This window comes from Xanthomonas sp. WHRI 7065 (assembly GCF_040203115.2).
In the GTDB taxonomy this organism is placed as follows: domain Bacteria; phylum Pseudomonadota; class Gammaproteobacteria; order Xanthomonadales; family Xanthomonadaceae; genus Xanthomonas; species Xanthomonas arboricola.
On record NZ_CP168194.1, the window covers coordinates 1,086,416 to 1,103,663 of the forward strand.

General features: G+C 66.3%; 18 protein-coding genes. 9 read left to right on the forward strand and 9 right to left on the reverse strand.

Annotation, left to right across the window (positions count from 1 at the left end):
• The first annotated feature begins 7 nt into the window (after positions 1-7).
• From lgt to ABQY64_RS04580, 4 genes are read left to right on the forward strand one after another with little or no spacing between them, the layout of a single operon-like run.
• Entirely contained in the window at positions 8-898 is an 891-nt protein-coding gene (gene lgt, locus ABQY64_RS04565) for a prolipoprotein diacylglyceryl transferase (protein ID WP_039523643.1), read from the forward strand.
• Positions 895-1,689, forward strand: a complete 795-nt coding sequence (locus tag ABQY64_RS04570; protein WP_039530607.1) for a thymidylate synthase — start codon at positions 895-897, stop codon at positions 1,687-1,689. Before lgt ends, ABQY64_RS04570 begins: the two co-directional genes overlap by 4 nt.
• 53 nt (positions 1,690-1,742) lie before the next feature.
• Positions 1,743-2,030, forward strand: a complete 288-nt coding sequence (locus tag ABQY64_RS04575; RefSeq protein WP_104560196.1) for a hypothetical protein — start codon at positions 1,743-1,745, stop codon at positions 2,028-2,030.
• Positions 2,027-2,521, forward strand: a complete 495-nt coding sequence (locus tag ABQY64_RS04580) for a dihydrofolate reductase (protein WP_104560197.1) — start codon at positions 2,027-2,029, stop codon at positions 2,519-2,521. The genes ABQY64_RS04575 and ABQY64_RS04580 overlap by 4 nt, the downstream gene beginning before the upstream one ends.
• 208 nt (positions 2,522-2,729) lie before the next feature.
• Here ABQY64_RS04580 and ABQY64_RS04585 read toward each other — a convergent pair whose 3' ends face one another.
• From ABQY64_RS04585 to ABQY64_RS04625, 9 genes are all read right to left on the reverse strand, one after another.
• The gene (locus ABQY64_RS04585) at positions 2,730-3,689 is read right to left on the reverse strand and encodes a symmetrical bis(5'-nucleosyl)-tetraphosphatase (RefSeq protein ID WP_228600625.1); all 960 of its coding nucleotides are present in this window, start codon (positions 3,687-3,689) and stop codon (positions 2,730-2,732) included.
• A gap of 28 nt (positions 3,690-3,717) precedes the next feature.
• Positions 3,718-4,101, reverse strand: coding sequence for a Co2+/Mg2+ efflux protein ApaG (apaG, locus tag ABQY64_RS04590; RefSeq protein ID WP_039523655.1), 384 nt, complete (start codon positions 4,099-4,101; stop codon positions 3,718-3,720).
• Between the two features lie 36 nt (positions 4,102-4,137).
• Positions 4,138-4,926 carry a 16S rRNA (adenine(1518)-N(6)/adenine(1519)-N(6))-dimethyltransferase RsmA gene (gene rsmA / locus ABQY64_RS04595; protein ID WP_047124649.1) on the reverse strand — a complete coding sequence of 263 codons (789 nt, stop codon included), beginning with the start codon at positions 4,924-4,926 and terminating at the stop codon, positions 4,138-4,140.
• Between the two features lie 115 nt (positions 4,927-5,041).
• Positions 5,042-6,010: a 4-hydroxythreonine-4-phosphate dehydrogenase PdxA gene (pdxA, locus tag ABQY64_RS04600; RefSeq protein WP_047128162.1), complete on the reverse strand. Its 969-nt coding sequence runs from the start codon at positions 6,008-6,010 to the stop codon at positions 5,042-5,044.
• A gap of 4 nt (positions 6,011-6,014) precedes the next feature.
• On the reverse strand, positions 6,015-7,415 hold the full coding sequence (locus tag ABQY64_RS04605) for a peptidylprolyl isomerase (RefSeq protein WP_047124651.1): 1,401 nt from the start codon (positions 7,413-7,415) through the stop codon (positions 6,015-6,017).
• The gene (lptD, locus tag ABQY64_RS04610; protein ID WP_167763027.1) at positions 7,412-9,841 is read right to left on the reverse strand and encodes an LPS-assembly protein LptD; all 2,430 of its coding nucleotides are present in this window, start codon (positions 9,839-9,841) and stop codon (positions 7,412-7,414) included. Before lptD ends, ABQY64_RS04605 begins: the two co-directional genes overlap by 4 nt.
• Before the next feature lie 125 nt (positions 9,842-9,966).
• Positions 9,967-10,875, reverse strand: a complete 909-nt coding sequence (locus ABQY64_RS04615) for a histone deacetylase family protein (protein WP_349780362.1) — start codon at positions 10,873-10,875, stop codon at positions 9,967-9,969.
• Positions 10,876-10,912: 37 nt separating this feature from the next.
• On the reverse strand, positions 10,913-11,470 hold the full coding sequence (locus tag ABQY64_RS04620) for a cob(I)yrinic acid a,c-diamide adenosyltransferase (RefSeq protein ID WP_039515447.1): 558 nt from the start codon (positions 11,468-11,470) through the stop codon (positions 10,913-10,915).
• Between the two features lies 1 nt (position 11,471).
• Positions 11,472-12,050: a hypothetical protein gene (locus tag ABQY64_RS04625; protein WP_039515445.1), complete on the reverse strand. Its 579-nt coding sequence runs from the start codon at positions 12,048-12,050 to the stop codon at positions 11,472-11,474.
• 284 nt (positions 12,051-12,334) lie between these two features.
• Here ABQY64_RS04625 and ubiH point away from each other — a divergent pair, with 284 nt between their 5' ends.
• From ubiH to ABQY64_RS04650, 5 genes are all read left to right on the forward strand, one after another.
• The gene (gene ubiH, locus ABQY64_RS04630; RefSeq protein ID WP_349780363.1) at positions 12,335-13,543 is read left to right on the forward strand and encodes a 2-octaprenyl-6-methoxyphenyl hydroxylase; all 1,209 of its coding nucleotides are present in this window, start codon (positions 12,335-12,337) and stop codon (positions 13,541-13,543) included.
• Positions 13,540-14,721, forward strand: coding sequence for a UbiH/UbiF family hydroxylase (locus ABQY64_RS04635; RefSeq protein ID WP_349780364.1), 1,182 nt, complete (start codon positions 13,540-13,542; stop codon positions 14,719-14,721). The genes ubiH and ABQY64_RS04635 overlap by 4 nt, the downstream gene beginning before the upstream one ends.
• A gap of 114 nt (positions 14,722-14,835) precedes the next feature.
• Positions 14,836-15,558, forward strand: a complete 723-nt coding sequence (locus tag ABQY64_RS04640; RefSeq protein ID WP_047125963.1) for an alpha/beta fold hydrolase — start codon at positions 14,836-14,838, stop codon at positions 15,556-15,558.
• 85 nt (positions 15,559-15,643) lie between these two features.
• Positions 15,644-16,075, forward strand: coding sequence for a nuclear transport factor 2 family protein (locus tag ABQY64_RS04645; RefSeq protein ID WP_039523669.1), 432 nt, complete (start codon positions 15,644-15,646; stop codon positions 16,073-16,075).
• A 125-nt stretch (positions 16,076-16,200) separates the two neighbouring features.
• Positions 16,201-17,235, forward strand: a complete 1,035-nt coding sequence (locus ABQY64_RS04650) for a transporter (RefSeq protein ID WP_349780365.1) — start codon at positions 16,201-16,203, stop codon at positions 17,233-17,235.
• The last annotated feature ends 13 nt before the right edge of the window (positions 17,236-17,248 follow it).

The window sequence follows — 17,248 nt, forward strand, 5'->3', positions numbered from 1 at the left end:
GGTCCGCATGATCTATCTGCACGCCATCGACCCCATCGCCTTCTCGCTTGGACCGGTGCAGGTGCACTGGTACGGGTTGATGTACCTGGCCGCATTCTTCTCTGCCTGGGCACTGGGACGCTCGCGCATCCTGCGCGGCCGCCTGCCGGGTGTGGACATGGACGGATTTTCCGACCTGTTGTTCTACGGCATGCTCGGCGTGGTACTGGGCGGGCGCATCGGCTACATGCTGTTCTATGCGTTCGACAGCCTGCTGGCCAACCCGTTGATCCTGTTCAAGGTGTGGCAGGGCGGCATGAGCTTCCACGGCGGCCTGCTGGGCGTGCTGATCGCCTGCGGGCTGTGGGCGCGCAAGCACCGGCTGCACTTCTTCGACGTGATGGATTTCGTGGCGCCGCTGGTGCCGCTGGGTCTGGGCTTCGGGAGGCTCGGCAATTTTGTCGGCGGCGAGCTGTGGGGCAAGTTCACCGATGCCGGCTGGGGCGTGATCTTCCCGCTTGCGCCGGAACTGGCCGGCAAGTTGCCGGCAGAACTCCAGGCACAGTACGCCGCCGGCGCATTGAACCAGTTTGCGCGGCACCCTTCGCAGCTCTACGAGGCGGCGCTGGAAGGCGTGGTGATGTTCGTGGTGCTGTGGACCTTCTCGATGAAGCCGCGCGCACGCTATGCGGTGTCGGGGATGTTCGCGCTGCTGTACGGCGTGTTCCGTTTCATCGTGGAATTTGTGCGCGTGCCGGATGCACCGATCGGCTACCTGGCCTTCAACTGGCTGACGATGGGGCAGATCCTGAGCCTGCCGTTGATCATCGGCGGCCTGGTGTTGCTGGCGATGTCGCGCCGCGCGCCGGTGTTGCAGCCGGTGCTGGTGCAGACTGCGGGCGCGGAGGCGGCCAAGTGAAGCCCTATCTGGACCTGCTGCAGCATGTGCTGGAACACGGCGCCGAGAAGTCCGATCGCACCGGTACCGGCACGCGCAGCGTGTTCGGCTGGCAGATGCGCTTCGACCTCAATGATGGCTTTCCGCTGGTCACCACCAAGAAGCTGCACCTGCGCTCGATCATCCACGAGCTGCTGTGGTTCCTACAGGGCGACACCAACATCGGCTATCTCAAGGACCACCAGGTCCGCATCTGGGACGAATGGGCCGACGACAACGGCGATCTCGGCCCGGTTTACGGCAAGCAGTGGCGGCGTTGGACCGGCCCGGACGGTGTCGAGATCGACCAGATGCAGTGGCTGGTGGACGAGATCAAGCGCAACCCGGATTCGCGTCGGCTGGTGATCAGTGCCTGGAATGTCGGCGAGCTGCCGCAGATGGCCTTGATGCCGTGCCACAGCCTGTTCCAGTTCTATGTGGTGAACGGCAAGCTCAGCTGCCAGCTGTATCAGCGCAGCGGCGACATCTTTCTCGGCGTGCCGTTCAATATCGCCAGCTATGCACTGCTGACGCATATGGTGGCGCAGGCCACCGGCCTGGGCGTGGGCGATTTCGTGCATACGCTGGGCGATGCGCACCTGTACTCGAATCACTTCGCGCAGGCACGCGAGCAGCTGACCCGCACGCCACGCGCGCTGCCGCGCCTGCGCCTGAATCCCGCGGTGACCGACCTGTTCGCGTTCCGCTTCGAGGACATCGCCATCGAGGGGTACGACCCGCATCCGGCGATCAAGGCGCCGGTGGCGGTATGACGAGCGAGTTGCGGCATGGTCCGCCGGCATCCACTTGAGACGACAGCATTGTGATGGCCAAGCATTCGATCAAGGCACGGGAAAAACTGGCTGATTCGCTGATGGCAATGCAGGCCAGCCTGTTGGTGAATCTCACGAGCATCCTGCTCATCGCACCGATCGGCTTTTTCGGTATTGCCTTGTACAAGGGCGAACCCCTGCAGCTGACGAACATCTTCGGCGAGCAGTCTTCGGCGGCGCTGGCGGTGATTGCCGTGTTGTACCTTGTGGCTTTCTGCCTTGGAATGATGGGCCGGCACGCCGCGATGAAAATCTACGACACGCTGTATCCGGACCGATGAAACTGACCCTGATCGTCGCCTTCGACCGCAACAACGCCATCGGCCGCGACAACGAATTGCCGTGGAAGTTGCCTGACGATCTCAAGCGCTTCAAGGCACTGACCTTGGGCAAGCCGATCTTGATGGGGCGCAAGACCGCGCAGTCGCTGGGGCGTGCCTTGCCGGGGCGAGTGAACCTGGTGCTGACGCGTTCGGGGCAGGTGCCGTTCGCAGACATGCAAGCGGTGGCGTCGCTCGATGAGGCGGTTGCGCAGGCCGAGGCGGCCGGTGCACAGGAGCTGTGCGTGATCGGTGGCGGTGAGGTCTATCGCCTGAGCATGGAGCGTGCAGACCTGCTGGCCGTCACCGAAGTGGACACCATCGTGGAACGGGCCGACACCTACTTTCCGCCGATCGACCCGGCCGTGTGGGAGCCGGTGCAACGCGAGCCGCATGCGCCCGATGCGCGGCATGCCTTTGCATTCGATTACGTGGACTATCAGCGGCGCTGAGCTCACTTAGCCGCGCATGCACGACGGTGCTGCCGAGGGCATGCAGTCCGCGGTTTCGAGACGGCGATGCAAATCGATGCGCTCGCGTGCCGAAAGGCCCAATGTGCAAGCGTGCCAGTCGCGTAGCGGATGCACGATCAGGCTGAATCGCAATCGCCGAGGCATCACCCCGGCATTCTGCAACCAGTGCGCCGATCACGCCCGTTAACTAGTCCGCAGCGGAAGCGGGCGGAGCAGCACTGGGAGCGGTCGAACCGGCGCTCGCGTTCGCATTGTCTCCGCCACCGCCACGCTGGCGTTGCCTACGGCGCGGTGGCCGGCTGCGCTGTGCGGTCTTCGGCGGCTGCGTGATCGGGATTCCCGGCACCTGCACCACGCGCAGTTCGTCGGTATCCAGCTGCAAGGCGGTGAGTTTGCCGCCCCATACCGCACCGGTATCGATGGCGTGCACGCCCTGGGTGATGGTCAGCCCGAGTGCGGACCAATGCCCGCACACGATCTTGAGGTCGCGCTCGACCCGGCCCGGCACTTCGAACCACGGATACAGACCCTGCGCCTGGGTACCCGGTGTGCCCTTGTCGTCGGTGGCAATGCGCCCGCGCGGGGTGCAATAGCGCATGCGCGTGAACAGGTTGATGATTGCGCGGCTGCGGTCATACCCGCTCAGGCCCGGCGACCAGCCCGGCTGATCGCCGTACATGTTGCGCAGCAGTTTGCGATAGCCGCCGCCCTGCAGTTGCTGCTCGACCTCGCGCGCATGTTTCTCGGCCATCTGCGTGGTCCATTTCGGCGCCAGCCCGGCATGGATCATCATCCAGCCCAGTTCGCGGTCCACGTGCGCCAGCTTCTGCATCCGCAGCCAGTCGAGCAGCAGGTCGCGGTCTTCGGCCAGCACGATGCGCAGCAGATCCGGGTTGACCTTGCGCTGTTCCTCTTCCGAACGCGCGCCGATCGCCAGCAGCGACAGGTCATGGTTGCCCAGCACCACCACGCTATGCGCGCGCAGCGAATGCACCAGGCGCAGCGTTTCCAGCGATTGACCGCCGCGGTTGACCAGGTCGCCGCAGAACCACAGCGTGTCCTGCGCGGGGTCGAAGTTGATTTTTTCCAGCAGGCGCTGGGTGATGTCGTAACACCCCTGCAGGTCGCCAATTGCCCAGACGCTCATCGCGTGCGCTCCATCAGTCCAGCATCCATCAGTGCAGCGTCCTGGGTACGCTCAGCACGAAGGCGGCGATCGGGGCGGTGAATTCGGTGCCATCGTCGGCCACCATGTCGTAATGACCTTGCATCTGTCCCTGCTCGGTCTCCAGCAGCACGCCGGAGGTGTAACTGAATGCCTCGCCGGGACGCAGCCATGGCTGTTCGCCGACCACGCCCTCGCCATCCACCCGTTCGGTGCGTCCGTTGGCGTCGGTGATCTGCCAGTGGCGCGCGATCAGGCGCGCAGGCACGGCCCCCGCGTTCTGGATGCGGATGCTGTAGGCGAAGGCATAGCGGCCTTCGTCAGGGGTCGATTGGTGGGCGAGGAAGCGGGGCGACACCTCGACCTCGACCCGGTAGCGCGGATCATCGTGCATGCGGAAAGTCTAAATAAAACCGTGTGGGAGCGGCGCTCAAGCCGGCTCGACATTGGCCAGGCGGATGAAATCCGCGACCTCGAGTTGTTCGGCGCGTGCATCCGGGCGCACCTGCGCGGCCTCGAAATGGGCAGGCTCGCAGACGTTGGACAAGGCATTGCGCAGGGTCTTGCGACGCTGGCCAAAGCCGGCGCGCACCACGTCGGCAAAGCGCCGCCGATCCCTGATCAGCACCGTGGCCGGATCGCGCGGCACCAGCCGTACCACCGCCGAGTCCACCTTCGGCGGCGGCCGGAACGCGCCCGGCGGCACCACGAACAGCGCGGTGACCTCGCAATACGCCTGCAGCATCACGCTCAAGCGCCCGTACACCTTGCTGCCGGGGCCGGCGGCCATGCGGTCGACCACTTCCTTTTGCAGCATGAAGTGCATGTCGGCCACCGCTGCGGCATGGTCCAGCGCATGGAACAGGATTGGCGAGGAGATGTTGTAGGGCAGGTTGCCAACCAGCCGGATCGGCGTGCCATCGGCCAGTGCAGTGAAATCCACACTGAGCACATCGCGATGGATGATGCTCAGCGCGCCGATCGGTGCGGCCGCGTCGGTCAGTGGTGCGATCAGGTCGCGGTCGAATTCGATCACGGTCAGTGCGCCATGCTTGCGCAGCAGCGGAAAGGTGATCGCGCCCTGACCAGGGCCGATTTCGACCAGGTGCTGGCCGGCGCGCGGGTCCACTGCCTGCACGATGCGGTCGATGTAATACCGGTCGGCAAGAAAGTGCTGGCCAAGCGACTTCTTGGCCGGTGCGCTGAAAGAATGATTCATGTGCGCAGTTTAACGTGGCAGGGCCTGCACGCGGTGCCGGTTCTGCGCATCGCCGGCATGCCAGACGGGCTGCGTGCACGCTGCGCCCCGTCGATTGTTGGCAATCAGGCCTCGCTCAGCCGCGTGCGGCCAGGCGTGCACACAGCTCGGTCGCCGCCATTAGGCTGGACGGGTCGGCGATACCGCGCCCGGCCAGCTCCAGCGCGGTGCCGTGATCGACCGCCACGCGTGGATAGGGCAGGCCGAGCGTGATATTGACCGCCTGCTCGAAGCCGCTGTACTTGAGCACCGGCAGGCCCTGGTCGTGATACATCGCCACCACCGCATCGAAGCCGGTGAGCTTCTGCGGCAGGAATGCGGTATCGGCCGGCAGCGGGCCGATCAGCTGCATGCCGTCGCCGCGTAGCTGCTCCAGTACCGGGATGATGACGTCCAGCTCCTCGCGGCCCAGGTGCCCGTCTTCGCCAGCATGCGGGTTGAGGCCCAGCACCGCGATGCGCGGGCGTTCCAGGCCGAAGTCGCGTCGCATCGCGGCGTCGGTGATGCGCAGGCAGCGCGTCACGGCCTCGGCAGTGATCGCATCGGCCACTGCGCGCAGCGGCAAATGGGTGGTCACCAGGGCGACACGCACGATGGCATTGGCCAGCATCATCACCACCGGGCAGCCCGCCTGCTCGGCCAGCAGCTCGGTGGTGCCGGTGTAGGGAATGCCGCCGGCATTGATCACTGCCTTGTGCACCGGGCCGGTGACGATGCCCTGCAGCTTGCCGGACAGGCAGTCGCCGGCAGCGCCACGCAGGCCGGCGATGACCGCCGCCGCATTGGCGGGGTCCGCGGTGCCAAAACGGGTCGGCACGGCCTGGCGGATCGGATGCAGCGGCAGGTCGCCGGGCGCGCGGGCGCGCTGGTCCGGATCGAGCAGCCGTACAGACAAAGACAGCGCCTTTGCGGCGCTGTGCAGGGTATCCGGATCGGCGTAGGCGATCAGGTGGGCGTCCGAGCGCGGCCGCTGGGCGAGCCGGACGCACAGTTCCGGCCCAATCCCGGCCGGCTCGCCTGGCACCAGCGCGAGCGACGGGAGCATCGAATCAGCGCGTCGGCTGTGCCGGCGGCGGCGTCGGTGCAGCAGGCGCCGCAGGGTCAGCCGGCTTGGCCGGAGCGGCAGTGGCATCGCCATCGGCGCGGTCGCCGGTGCGGAAGCTCACATACGCTTCGCCACGCAGCTCCTGCAGATAGCGGTTGTACTCTTCTTCCAGCTTGCGGCGGCCGATCGTTTCACGGATCTGCGCACGCTGGCTTTCGGCACTGACGTCGGTCTGACGGCTGCCCACGCGTTGCACGATGTGCCAGCCCGCCTGGGTGCGGAACGGTTCGGACACCGCGCCATCGGCCAGCCCTTCGACCTGCTTGCCGAAGTCCGGGCCGAACGCATCGGCCGGGAACCAGCCCAGATCGCCACCCTGGCCACGGCTGTTGGTGTCTTCGGAGGATTCCTTCGCGGTAGCCTGGAAATCGGCGCCGCCGGTGATGCGGGCACGCAGTGTGTCGATCTTGGCCTTGGCCTGCGCCTCGGTCTGGCTGTCGTTGATGCGCACCAGGATATGGCGTGCGTTGTATTCGGTGACCAGCTTCTTCTCGCCGCCGGCATTGGCGTCGCGCATTTCCACCAGCTTGAGCAACTGGAAACCGCTCGGGCCACGCAACGGACCGGCGACCTGACCGGGCTGCATGTCCCGAATCAGCTGGGCGAATGCATTGGGGATTTCGTCCAGGCTGCGCCAGCCCAGATCGCCGCCTTCCAGCGCGTTCGGGCTGTCGGAATACCGCACTGCCGCTGCTGAGAAGTCCAGCTCGCCCTTGTCGATCAATGCCTTCACGCCATCGACCTTTTTCTGGCCGGTGGCGATCTGGTCGGCCGTCGCACCTTCCGGCAGGCCAACCAAAATGTGCGCCAGGTGATATTGACTGCCGGTGGTGGCCTGCTGTGCCAGCGCAGTGTCCACTTCACCTTCGCTCACGCTGATGCGGCTCTGCGCAAAGCTCTGACGCAGGCGCTGCACGATGATTTCGTCACGCACCGAAGCACGGAAATCGCCATAGCCCATGCCGTCGGCCGCCAGTTTCTGGCGCAGGCCATCGACGGTGGTGCCGTTCTGCTGGGCGATGCTGGCGATTGCCCGGTTGAGTTCCTCGTCGCTGACGCGGATACCGCTGCCATCGGCACGACCGACCTGCAATTTGACCAGGACCAGACGCTCGAGCACCTGGCGCTGCAGGACATCGTCTGGCGGCAGCTGGTTTTCCCGGCCGGCGTACTGCGACTTGACGTTGCGTACGGCGCGATCGAGCTCGCTCTGCAGCACCACGTCTTCATCGACGATGGCGGCAATGCGATCCAGCGGCTGGGATTGCTGTGCCGAGGCCAACGGCGAGAGCGTGCTGGTGAGTACCAGCAGCGAGGCAAGAACAACAGAGAAAGGCTTGGTCATGGAATCAAGTTCGGATCGTAATCGTCCGGATTAGTCGTGGTATTGCTGGGCGGGACCAGATACAGGTCGTCGCGGTAATAGCCGAGAATAGCACGGCGCAAAGTGCGGTCCGTGTTCTGCCCGAACGAGCTCAAGCCCTTCAGCACGAACTCCACCTGGATGGAGTTGTCCATCTCACCATTGCGGTTGCGCACGAACCGGCGCACCAGCGCGCGCACCGCCAGGCAGCAGCTGTCCCACTGCACGCCACCGATGATTTCCAGGGGCTTGCGGTCCAGTAGCGAGTAGTAATAGCGGCCGACCGCACTCCAGGTGGGGTTGATCGGGTACAGGAAGGAGAAGTCGGCCTGCTTGAGCTGGTCACTGTCGTCGATCAGGTTGCGACGATAGCGATACGCCAGATTGATGATGCCGTCGTTATTCAGAAGATAACGCGTGCGCAGGCTGGCCAGATCTTCCTTGCGGGAATTCGGATTCCACTGATAGGTTGCGCCCATCGACCAGCGGTCATTGATCATGTAGTTGGCATCGGCCACCCAGGCCGACTTGCCCTGATCGATGGTCTGCTCGCTACCGGCAGCGGCATTGGTGCTGTTGTTGATGGTGACCAGCGAGTCGTTGAAATACAGGATCTGGCCTGCACTCAACGACAGCTTCTCGCGGCCGTCGTCCTGGCGCAGCCAGCGCGAGGTCACCGCCAGGGTCAACTGGTTGGCATCGTTCTGACGGTCGGCGCCGGTATAACGCGTGTCGCGGAACAATTGGCCATAGCTGAAGGTGAACGGGCGGGTATCGAAGACCGGCAGATCATCCTGGTCGCGGTACGGCACGTACAGATAGTACATGCGCGGTTCTAGCGTATTGAGATAGTTGGTGCCGAACACCGAGGTCTCACGGTCGAAATACAGACCGGCGTCGACGGATGCGATCGGCAGGCTACGCGACGGAGACCGGTCGCCGGTCAACGGCGCGGTGTTGGCCAACGTCGAATCCAACTGATACGCGGTGTAGCGCCATGCCACGGTCGGAGTAAAGAACCAGGCAGCGCCGGACAGCGGCATCGAGATGTAGGGCTTGATGTCAAAGCGCGAGCCGCTGCCATATTCCTTGTTGCGGATATTGGTGCGGACGTACTCGTCGCCGTTGTTATCGTTGTTGCCACTGTTGGGCGTGAACGTCACCAGATACGAGTCGTCATGAGTGAAACGCACCGCCTCGGCATACACGCCGGCCTCGAAGACGCCGAATGGCTTGTCCCAGGTGAAATACGCGCGCGGCTGGCGGTTGTAGGGCAACGCCTGCTCGTCCAGCGTGTAGTCGGTGAGCTGCCAGCGGTCGGCCATCAGTCCGGCGGTCCAGGTCTCGCCCGTGCCGTAGATGCCTACAGTGCTCTGCAGGCTGGAGGCCGAGCCCATCCCATTGATGCGGCTGGTGAAATCTTCCACATAGCGGGTGTCGCTGACCCAGGAAATGCTGGCGCGCGCCTGCCAATACGTGTTGACGTTATGGTAGCCGCTATAGAAAACGCTGCCGCGATCTTTGTCGCGCAACTTGTCGTTGGGCAGATAGTTGCCGGTGATCTCGCCGCGACCGCCTTCGTACAGGTAGCGGAACTCGGTACCGAACATGAAACCGCGCTTGCTCATGTAGCGTGGCAGCAGGGTCGCGTCGTAGTTCGGCGCCAGGTTCAGGTAGATCGGTTGCAGGTAGTCGAAGCCATTGCGGCCGGACAGGCCGAACTGCGGGAACAGCAGGCCGGTCTGGCGACGGTCGTCGATCGGGAACTTGAACCAGGGGAAATACAGCACCGGCACCTTGCCGATCTGCAGCACGGCGTTGCGGGCGGTGCCGAAGCCTTCTTCGTTGTCGACGTCGATCTCCGGCGCACGCACGCGCCAGATCGGCTGCGAGGGATCGCAGGTGGTGTAGGTCGAGCGGTGCATCTGCCCGACCTGGCCCTGCAGGTCCACCGATTCGGCCGCGCCGTTGCCGCGCCGGTCCACCAGCTGGTACTGGATGTTGGTGACCTTGTGGGCGTCGGTGTCCTGGTTGCCTTCGGCACGGTCGGCGACCATGCGGAAGGAGGTGTCCTGGTAGCGGACATGGCCTTCGGCGATGTAGTTGCCGGTCTCGGTGTCCATGCGCAGGTTGTCGGCGCCCAGGAACTGGTCGCCGCGCTTGAGCGCCACATTGCCCTGGTACTGCGGGGTGGTGCTGGTGCCGGACAGCTGGTCGCCTTCGATGTCGGTCGGCAACTGCTGGCGCATTTCGGCGGCCTTGGCGTCTGCGGCGGGCGCGCCGTCGAAGCCTGGCAGCGGATCCACGGCCGGGCACAGTCCCCAGTTCAACGGCTTGTCGGCAGCCATGGCCGGGAGGCAGATGGCGATGCTCAGAGGCAGGGGCAGCAGGCGGAGAACTCGGCGCACGCGTGATTCAACCAATAAAATGGCGACTAGCTTGCCGCATACCCCGCATAGGGGCAATGAAGAGCTCCCTGGTCGGGAGGGCGAGGTTCATCGCGATGGGAGCGCGAGCAAGGCGCCGGTAGGGTTCAACGCAGCGCGGCCACGTGCGCCACGCTGCTTTCGCGCAAGGCCTGCAGGTCGTAGCCGCCTTCCAGCATGGACACCACCCGGCCACGGGCATGCCGCTCGGCCAGGGTGCGCAGCGCGCCGGTCAGCCAGGCGAAGTCGTCGGCATCGAGCATCAGATCGGCCAGCGGATCGCGCAGATGAGCATCGAAGCCGGCCGAGATCAGGATCAGCTGCGGGCGGAAGGCATCCACCAGTGGCAGCATCTCGTCTTCCCACACGTTGCGGAAGCGCAGCCCGTCGCTGCCTGGTTGCAGCAGCAGGTTGTGGATGTTGCCGATGCCGCGCTCGTAAACGCTGCCCGAGTGCGGATACAGCCCGGACTGGTGGGTGCTGAGATACTGCACGCTCGGGTCGCGCTCGAAGATCGCCTGCGTGCCGTTGCCGTGGTGGACGTCGAAATCCACGATGCTGATGCGTTCCAGCCCATGCCGGTCGCGCGCGTGCGCGGCGGCCACGGCAATGTTGTTGAACAGGCAAAAGCCCATCGACACCTGCGCGGTGGCGTGGTGCCCGGGTGGGCGCACTGCGCAAAAGGCGGTGCGGGTGGCGTCCTGCATCACCGCGTCCACCGCGGCGATGCCGGCACCTGCCGCGCGCAATGCTGCCGCGCGCGAGCTGGGAGACATCACGGTGTCTACGTCGAGCCGATGGTGGCCTTCGAAGGCGGTTTCCAGCACCGCGTCGACCTGTTCGCGCTCATGCACCCGGCACAGGTCGCCGAGCTTGGCCAGCGGCGCCTCGCGCCAGTCCAGGTCCGGGAACGCGTCGCGCAGAGCCTCCACCACCGCTTCCAGGCGGGCGGGGCTCTCGGGATGCTCGGGGCCGGCGTCGTGACCGAGGCAGGCGGGATGGGTAAAGACCAACATGGGGCAAATCTAGCCTGTCCGCCGTGCCATGTGCAGCTCAGCCGCGCCGGCGGTCGTGCCGCCACAGCACTTCCTGCTGGCCATCGGCGCGCGCCAGCACGCGCGCCAGCACGAATAACAGGTCGGACAGCCGGTTCAGGTAACCGATCGCCTCGCTGCGCACGGTCTCCTGGCGCGATAGCGCAACGGTCTCGCGCTCGGCCCGACGCACGATGGTGCGGGCCAGGTGGCAGCGCGCAGCGGCCTCGCCCCCGGCCGGCAGGATGAACTCCTTCAGCGGGGGCAGCGTGTCGTTGAAAAGGTCCAGCTGGCGCTCCAGCGCATCGATATCGGCGCTATCGATGGCGGCATGGCCGGGGATGCACAGCTCGCCGCCCAGATCGAACAACTGGTGTTGGACGGTGGTCAGCAGCTCGGCGATCGGTTCCGGCACACCGGGGGCGGCCAGCAGCACGCCGATGGCCGAATTGGCCTCGTCCACGGTGCCGTAGGCGTTGACCCGCAGCGCGTCCTTGCCGGTACGGCTGCCGTCGCCCAGCCCGGTGCTGCCGTCGTCGCCGGTGCGCGTATAGATCCGCGAGAGCCGGTTGCCCATCTCAGCCGGCCTGGGTCTGGCCGGGTGCGCTGGTCAGGCGCTCGGCGGCCACCTGGATCGCCGCGGCTGCGGCGACATACAGCGCGGCGCTGCGCAGATACGGTCCCAGCCAGTCGGTGTAGTTCTTGAACCAGCCGGCCACGGTCGGCTCGGCCACGCTGGCACTGATCCAGTAGAAGCTGCCCTGGGCGATCAACTGGCACAGCGCCACCGAGAGCAGCAGCGCCGGCACCAGCCGGGCCAGCGCGCTCCACTGTGCGCCGTGATACTGCCGACGCAGCCACACGCCGCCGGCCCACAGCGCGAAATACGCCGGGATCAGGCACCAGTACGCCGGCGACACGCAGTAGTGCTGCCAGAAGCTCAGGCCCTGGTTGGTGATCACCAGCCAATCCACCGCCACCGCCAGCAGCATCAGCAGCGGGAACGCCAGCCTGGTGCGCGCGGCCAGATGGAAGCCGCCGATGAAGAACACCGCCCAGGATGCGTCCGGGATCGGCGCGAAGTGATTGATCCGCGTGGCCGCCATCAGGACGGCAAGCAGACTCAAAACCAGGGTGTCGTGCGAGCGAGGAGTCATGCGCGGAGGTGGCTGGATCACAGGCTGGCGAGTGTAGCGTGGAACCCGGCATGCCCGCGCCATTGGCAGTCTTGCGGTGGCCGCCTGACGCAGGCGACCGCCTAGTGCCGCGTTGCTGGACACGGCGGACGCAAATCGGTGGGTGTCCGGATGCGCCCTGCACCGGCAAGGGTCGGGCAGCGCTCCCTGCGCGATCAGCCGGCCGCGCCAGACCAGCTAGGGCGCGGCAAGCTGTCCCACCCGGGCGCGGCAACGGGTCACGGGCGAAGGCTTATCATGTGGCAATGACATATCCACATGACGTTCTGATCGTCGGCGGCGGCCTGGTCGGCTCCAGCCTGGCGATTGCGCTGGACCGCATCGGCCTGGATGTCGGGCTGGTGGAAGCCACCCCGGCCGGCACGCCGCCAGCGGTGTTCGACCAGCGCAACCTGAGTTTTGCCGCCGCCACCGTCAATGCGCTGAGCGTGCTGGGGGTGATGGCCAAGCTGTGCAGCGCCCCTGGGCCGATCCGGCGCATCCACGTCAGCCGGGCCGGCGACTTCGGCCGTGTGCAGCTGGACGCGGCCGATTACGGCCGCGACAGCTTCGGCCAGGTGGTGGTGGCGCGCGATTTCGGTGAGGCCTTGCAGGCACGCCTGGACGAGCTGATTCGGCTGCGCCGCTATCGCCCGGCACGCTGCATCGGGGTCGAGCCGGTGCAGGACGGTCTGCGTGCGCTGCGGATTGCCACCGCCGATGGCGAGCAGCGCGTGCAGGCCCGGCTGGTGGTCGGCGCCGACGGCACCCATAGCGCAGTGCGCGAGCTGCTGCATATCGGCAGCGATGCGCACGACTTCCTGCAGACCTTGTTCGTGGCGCGGGTGCGTGCCTCGCGCCCACCGGATGGCACCGCCTGGGAGCGCTTCGGCGAGCACGGGCCGACCGCGCTGTTGCCGCGCGGCGACCGCCATTACGGCGCGATCCACTGCGTGGCGCGCGCCGAGGCCGAGGCGGTGGCCGCGCTCGACGAGACCGGCTGGCTGGCTCGGTTGCAGCGGGCGGCCGGATGGCGCGCCGGGCGCTTTGTCGCCAGCGGCGAGCGCAGCGCGTACCCGCTGGTGCAGGTGCTGGCCAACGAGCTGGTCGCCGAGCGCGTGGTGCTGCTGGGCAACGCCGCGCAGACGCTGCATCCGATTGGCGCGCAAGGCTTCAACCTCGGCTTGCGCGATGCACTGACGCTGGCCGAACTGATCGAGCACGATCGCAGCGATGCCGGGGCGGGCGCATTGTTGGCCGAGTACCTGGCGCGGCGGCGCGTGGACCGCGAGCAGACCATCGGGTTTTCCAGCGGTCTGGCGCGGCTCACCGGCAATCCGGCGCCGTTGCTGCGGCCGTTGCGCAGCCTCGGCCTGCTCGCCACCTCGCAGGCGGCGCCGCTGCAGTCGATGCTGGTCGGCGGGGCGATGGGTTTCCGGGGTGATGTGCCGCAGTTGTGCAGGGGCGTCGCATGAGTCGCCGTGGTAGCCGCGATGCCTTGATCGTCGGCGGTGGCGTGGTTGGTGCTGCCTGCGCGCTGGCGCTGGCCGATGCCGGCCTGAGCGTGGCTCTGATCGAAGGCCGCGAGCCCGCGCGCTGGCGGGCCGACCAGTCCGATTTACGCGTCTATGCCTTCGCCGCCGACAATGCCGCATTGCTCGACAGCCTGGGCGTATGGTCCTTGGTGCGCGCTGCCCGCGTGCAGCCGTACCGGCGCATGCGGGTCTGGGATGCGGCCGGTGGCGGCGAGCTGAGCTTCGATGCCGACACCCTGGGCCGCGAACAACTCGGCTGGATCATCGAACACGCGGTGCTGGTCGATCGCCTGTGGGCCGCCGTGCACGCGGCCGGCATCGAGGTGCATTGCCCGGCACGCGTGGTCGAGCTGGAGCAGGATGCACACAGCGTGCGCCTGCGCCTGGACGATGGCAGCCGCCTGGAAGCGGCGCTCGCCATCGCTGCCGACGGCGCCGCATCGACCCTGCGCGAGCTCGCCGGTCTGCCGGTGTCGCGGCATGCCTACGCGCAGCGCGGCGTGGTCGCCTTCGTGGAGACCGAAGAGCCGCATCAGGCCACTGCCTGGCAGCGTTTCCTGACCACCGGCCCGCTGGCATTCCTGCCGTTCGCCGATGGACGCAGTTCGATCGTATGGACCTTGCCGGATGCCGAGGCCGCGCGCGTGCTGGCGCTGGACGATGCCGACTTCGCGCGCGAGCTGACCCAGGCCTTCGCGGCGCGGCTGGGGCAGGTGCGGGTGGTCTCCGCGCGCACGGCGTTTCCGCTGCAACGGCAACTGGTGGAGCAATACGTCAGCGGCCGCGTGCTGACCTTGGGCGATGCCGCGCACGTGGTGCATCCGCTGGCCGGGCAGGGCGTCAATCTGGGCCTGCGCGATGTTGCTGCGCTGCGCGATGAAGTGCGCAATGCGCTGGCAAAGCGTGCGGACTGGGCCGCCCCGCATCGGCTGCAGCGCTGGGCGCGCACCCGGCGCAGCGAGAATACCGTGGCCGCGTATGGCTTCGATGCGATCAACACGGTGTTCTCCAACGACGACATGCACCTGACCCTGTTGCGCGGGTCGGTGCTCGGGCTGGCCGGCAAGTTGCCGCCGCTGGTCGATGTGCTGTGGAAGCGCGCCTCCGGCAGCGCGTGATCGCCTGAGGGCCGACGCGCACGGCGTCGGCCATGTCTTGGTATGTGGATTCGCTTATAGCGCGGGCAGCATGTTCCATACGACGGGCGCAGCCGGCGTGGCTACAGTCGAGCCATGTCATCTTCCACCACCCGTTCGTCCAAGCCCGGCCTGCTGCTGCTCTGCGGCCTGCTCTGCGACGCCAGCATCTGGCAGCCGCAACGCGCGGCGCTGAGCGATCTGGCCGAGGTGCAGGTGCTGGACTTCGCCGGCTTCGACAGCATCGTGCAGATGGCGGCACACGTATTGGCCGTCGCTCCGCCGCAGTTCGCAGTGGCCGGCCATTCGATGGGCGGGCGGGTGGCGCTGGAGATCATGCGCCAGGCGCCGCAACGGGTGCAGCGCCTGGCCTTGCTGGACACCGGCATCGCGCCACGCCGCGACGGCGAGCATGAGCAGCGCGCGGCGCTGGTGCGGCTTGCGCAGACGCAAGGCATGCAGGCGCTGGCACGGCAATGGCTGCCGCCGATGCTGCATCCGGACCGGCACGCCGATGCCGAGCTGATGAACCCACTGATGGCGATGGTGCAGCGGCATAGCGTGCAGGACTACGCCGGCCAGATCGAAGCCTTGCTGGAGCGCCCCGACGCCGCGCCGGTGCTGGCGCAGATCCGCTGCCCGACCTTGCTGGGCGTGGGTCGGCAGGACGTCTGGAGCCCCCTGGCCCAGCACCAGCAGATGGCGCAGCAGATCCCGCACGCACGGCTGGTGGTCTTCGAAAACAGCGGGCATATGGCGCCTCTGGAAGCGCCCGCGGCCGTCAGTGCAGCAATGCGCGACTGGCTGCAGGACGCGTGATGGCGGCCCGGTCCGGCTGGCGGCGCGTGCGCTGCCGTCGCTGATCAGGCGTGTCGGTTTTTCAGTAATGACCCGAGGAGGCTGCATGCCCGACGATGCATCGATCATCATTGCCTGCGAGCAGGTGATTCGCCAATTCGCGCTGCTCAACGATCGTCACGATCACGACGGCCTCGCCGCATTGTTCACTGCCGACGGCGTGTTCGCCCGCCCCAGTGCGCCGGAGCTGCCGGTGCACGGGCGCGAGGCGATTCTGCAATCGTTCCGCGCCCGTCCGCCGCGGACGACCTGTCACCTGATGCTCAACACCCTGGTCAGCATCCAGTCGCCGACCCTGGCGCATGCGCACAGCAAGGTCCTGCTCTACACCGCTGCAGACACCTCGACAGCGCCGCCCTGGACGGCCCAATCGCCTGCGTTGCTCGGCAGTTTCGACGACGTGCTGGTACTGGAGCAGGGGCGCTGGTTGTTCAAGCAGCGGCTTGGCGCCTTGCTGATGCGCATCGGCGCTGACTGATCGCTGCCTCGAACCGATTCAACGACGCACAGACGGCGCGTTCGCCGCCGCCGCGTACCGCAGCACCGCTTTCCTCCCCCACGTCGCGCCGCAGTCATCCATCCATCGCATTGGAGAATCGCCTAGTGGAACGCGTGAGCTCATCTGCCTGCTGTGCTGTTGCACCGCCACGGTTGCCGTCGTACCGGCGCCGTGTCCTGACCTTGCTGACACTGCTTGGCGCCGGCGTGCCCGTTGCGGCATCCGCACAAGCGGTGCCGGAAACCGCTGCACCGCCGCAGGGCATCAACCTGGGCGGGACAAGTTTTCTCGATGGCTTCGGCTCCTCGACGCCGGGCTGGACGGTGATCGAGTATCTGCGCCACTACGACTTCGACGCGATCAAGGACGCGCGCGGCGACGATTCGGCTGCCTTCCGCGATCCCAAGGTCGGTGTCAGCGTCCTGCTGACCCAGCTGATCTATGTCACGCCCTATCGGTGGAAGCGCGCGTCGCTGAGCTTCAATACGATCGTGCCGCTGGTCAACTACGACACGTCCTTCGCTGCAGACAGCCCGGTGCAGTTGCGCGGCAACGGGTTCGGGATGGGCGACATTTCCTTCGGCCCGGCGCTGCAGATCGACCCGGTGATGCGCAACGGACGAATCCTGTTCTTCCAGCGGTTCGCGATCGATGCGTTTGCTCCGGTGGGCAAATTCGATCGCGATGTCGCGATCAACCAGAGCACCGGATTCTGGTCGGTGGCGCCGCATTGGGCGTTCACCGTACAACCCAGCGACAACTGGGAGATCAGCATGCGGCTGAACTATCTCTACAATTTCCGCACCGATCGCGCCGGCGGCATACCGCCGATCCCGGGATTCCGTTTTCGCAATGGTCAGGCCGGCGATGTGCTGTGGGCCAACCTGGCCAGCTCGGTGAAGGTCAACGAGCAACTGCGCCTGGGCATCAACGGGTATTACCTGCAGCAGCTGAAGGACAATCGCACCAACGGGCAGCGTGTGCCGGACAGCAAACGCATGCAGTTCTATCTCGGGCCGGGGCTGTCCTGGCGGCTGGATGCCAACAACCTGCTGAATTTCAATGTCTATCTGCCGGTAGAGGTGAAGAATTCGGTGGCCGGCACCAGCGTCAACCTGATGTTCGTGCATTCCCTCTAGCGTGGACTCTCTG

Excerpts from the sequence above, each read along its gene's own strand:
- lgt (WP_039523643.1), top strand. The coding sequence starts at position 8 with ATGATCTATCTGCACGCCATCGACCCCATCGCCTTCTCGCTTGGACCG.
- ABQY64_RS04575 (WP_104560196.1), top strand. The coding sequence starts at position 1,743 with ATGGCCAAGCATTCGATCAAGGCACGGGAAAAACTGGCTGATTCGCTG.
- ABQY64_RS04580 (WP_104560197.1), top strand. The coding sequence starts at position 2,027 with ATGAAACTGACCCTGATCGTCGCCTTCGACCGCAACAACGCCATCGGC.
- ABQY64_RS04585 (WP_228600625.1), bottom strand. The coding sequence starts at position 3,689 with ATGAGCGTCTGGGCAATTGGCGACCTGCAGGGGTGTTACGACATCACC.
- apaG (WP_039523655.1), bottom strand. The coding sequence starts at position 4,101 with ATGCACGATGATCCGCGCTACCGGGTCGAGGTCGAGGTGTCGCCCCGC.
- rsmA (WP_047124649.1), bottom strand. The coding sequence starts at position 4,926 with ATGAATCATTCTTTCAGCGCACCGGCCAAGAAGTCGCTTGGCCAGCAC.
- pdxA (WP_047128162.1), bottom strand. The coding sequence starts at position 6,010 with ATGCTCCCGTCGCTCGCGCTGGTGCCAGGCGAGCCGGCCGGGATTGGG.
- ABQY64_RS04605 (WP_047124651.1), bottom strand. The coding sequence starts at position 7,415 with ATGACCAAGCCTTTCTCTGTTGTTCTTGCCTCGCTGCTGGTACTCACC.
- ABQY64_RS04615 (WP_349780362.1), bottom strand. The coding sequence starts at position 10,875 with ATGTTGGTCTTTACCCATCCCGCCTGCCTCGGTCACGACGCCGGCCCC.
- ABQY64_RS04620 (WP_039515447.1), bottom strand. The coding sequence starts at position 11,470 with ATGGGCAACCGGCTCTCGCGGATCTATACGCGCACCGGCGACGACGGC.
- ABQY64_RS04625 (WP_039515445.1), bottom strand. The coding sequence starts at position 12,050 with ATGACTCCTCGCTCGCACGACACCCTGGTTTTGAGTCTGCTTGCCGTC.
- ubiH (WP_349780363.1), top strand. The coding sequence starts at position 12,335 with ATGACATATCCACATGACGTTCTGATCGTCGGCGGCGGCCTGGTCGGC.
- ABQY64_RS04635 (WP_349780364.1), top strand. The coding sequence starts at position 13,540 with ATGAGTCGCCGTGGTAGCCGCGATGCCTTGATCGTCGGCGGTGGCGTG.
- ABQY64_RS04640 (WP_047125963.1), top strand. The coding sequence starts at position 14,836 with ATGTCATCTTCCACCACCCGTTCGTCCAAGCCCGGCCTGCTGCTGCTC.
- ABQY64_RS04645 (WP_039523669.1), top strand. The coding sequence starts at position 15,644 with ATGCCCGACGATGCATCGATCATCATTGCCTGCGAGCAGGTGATTCGC.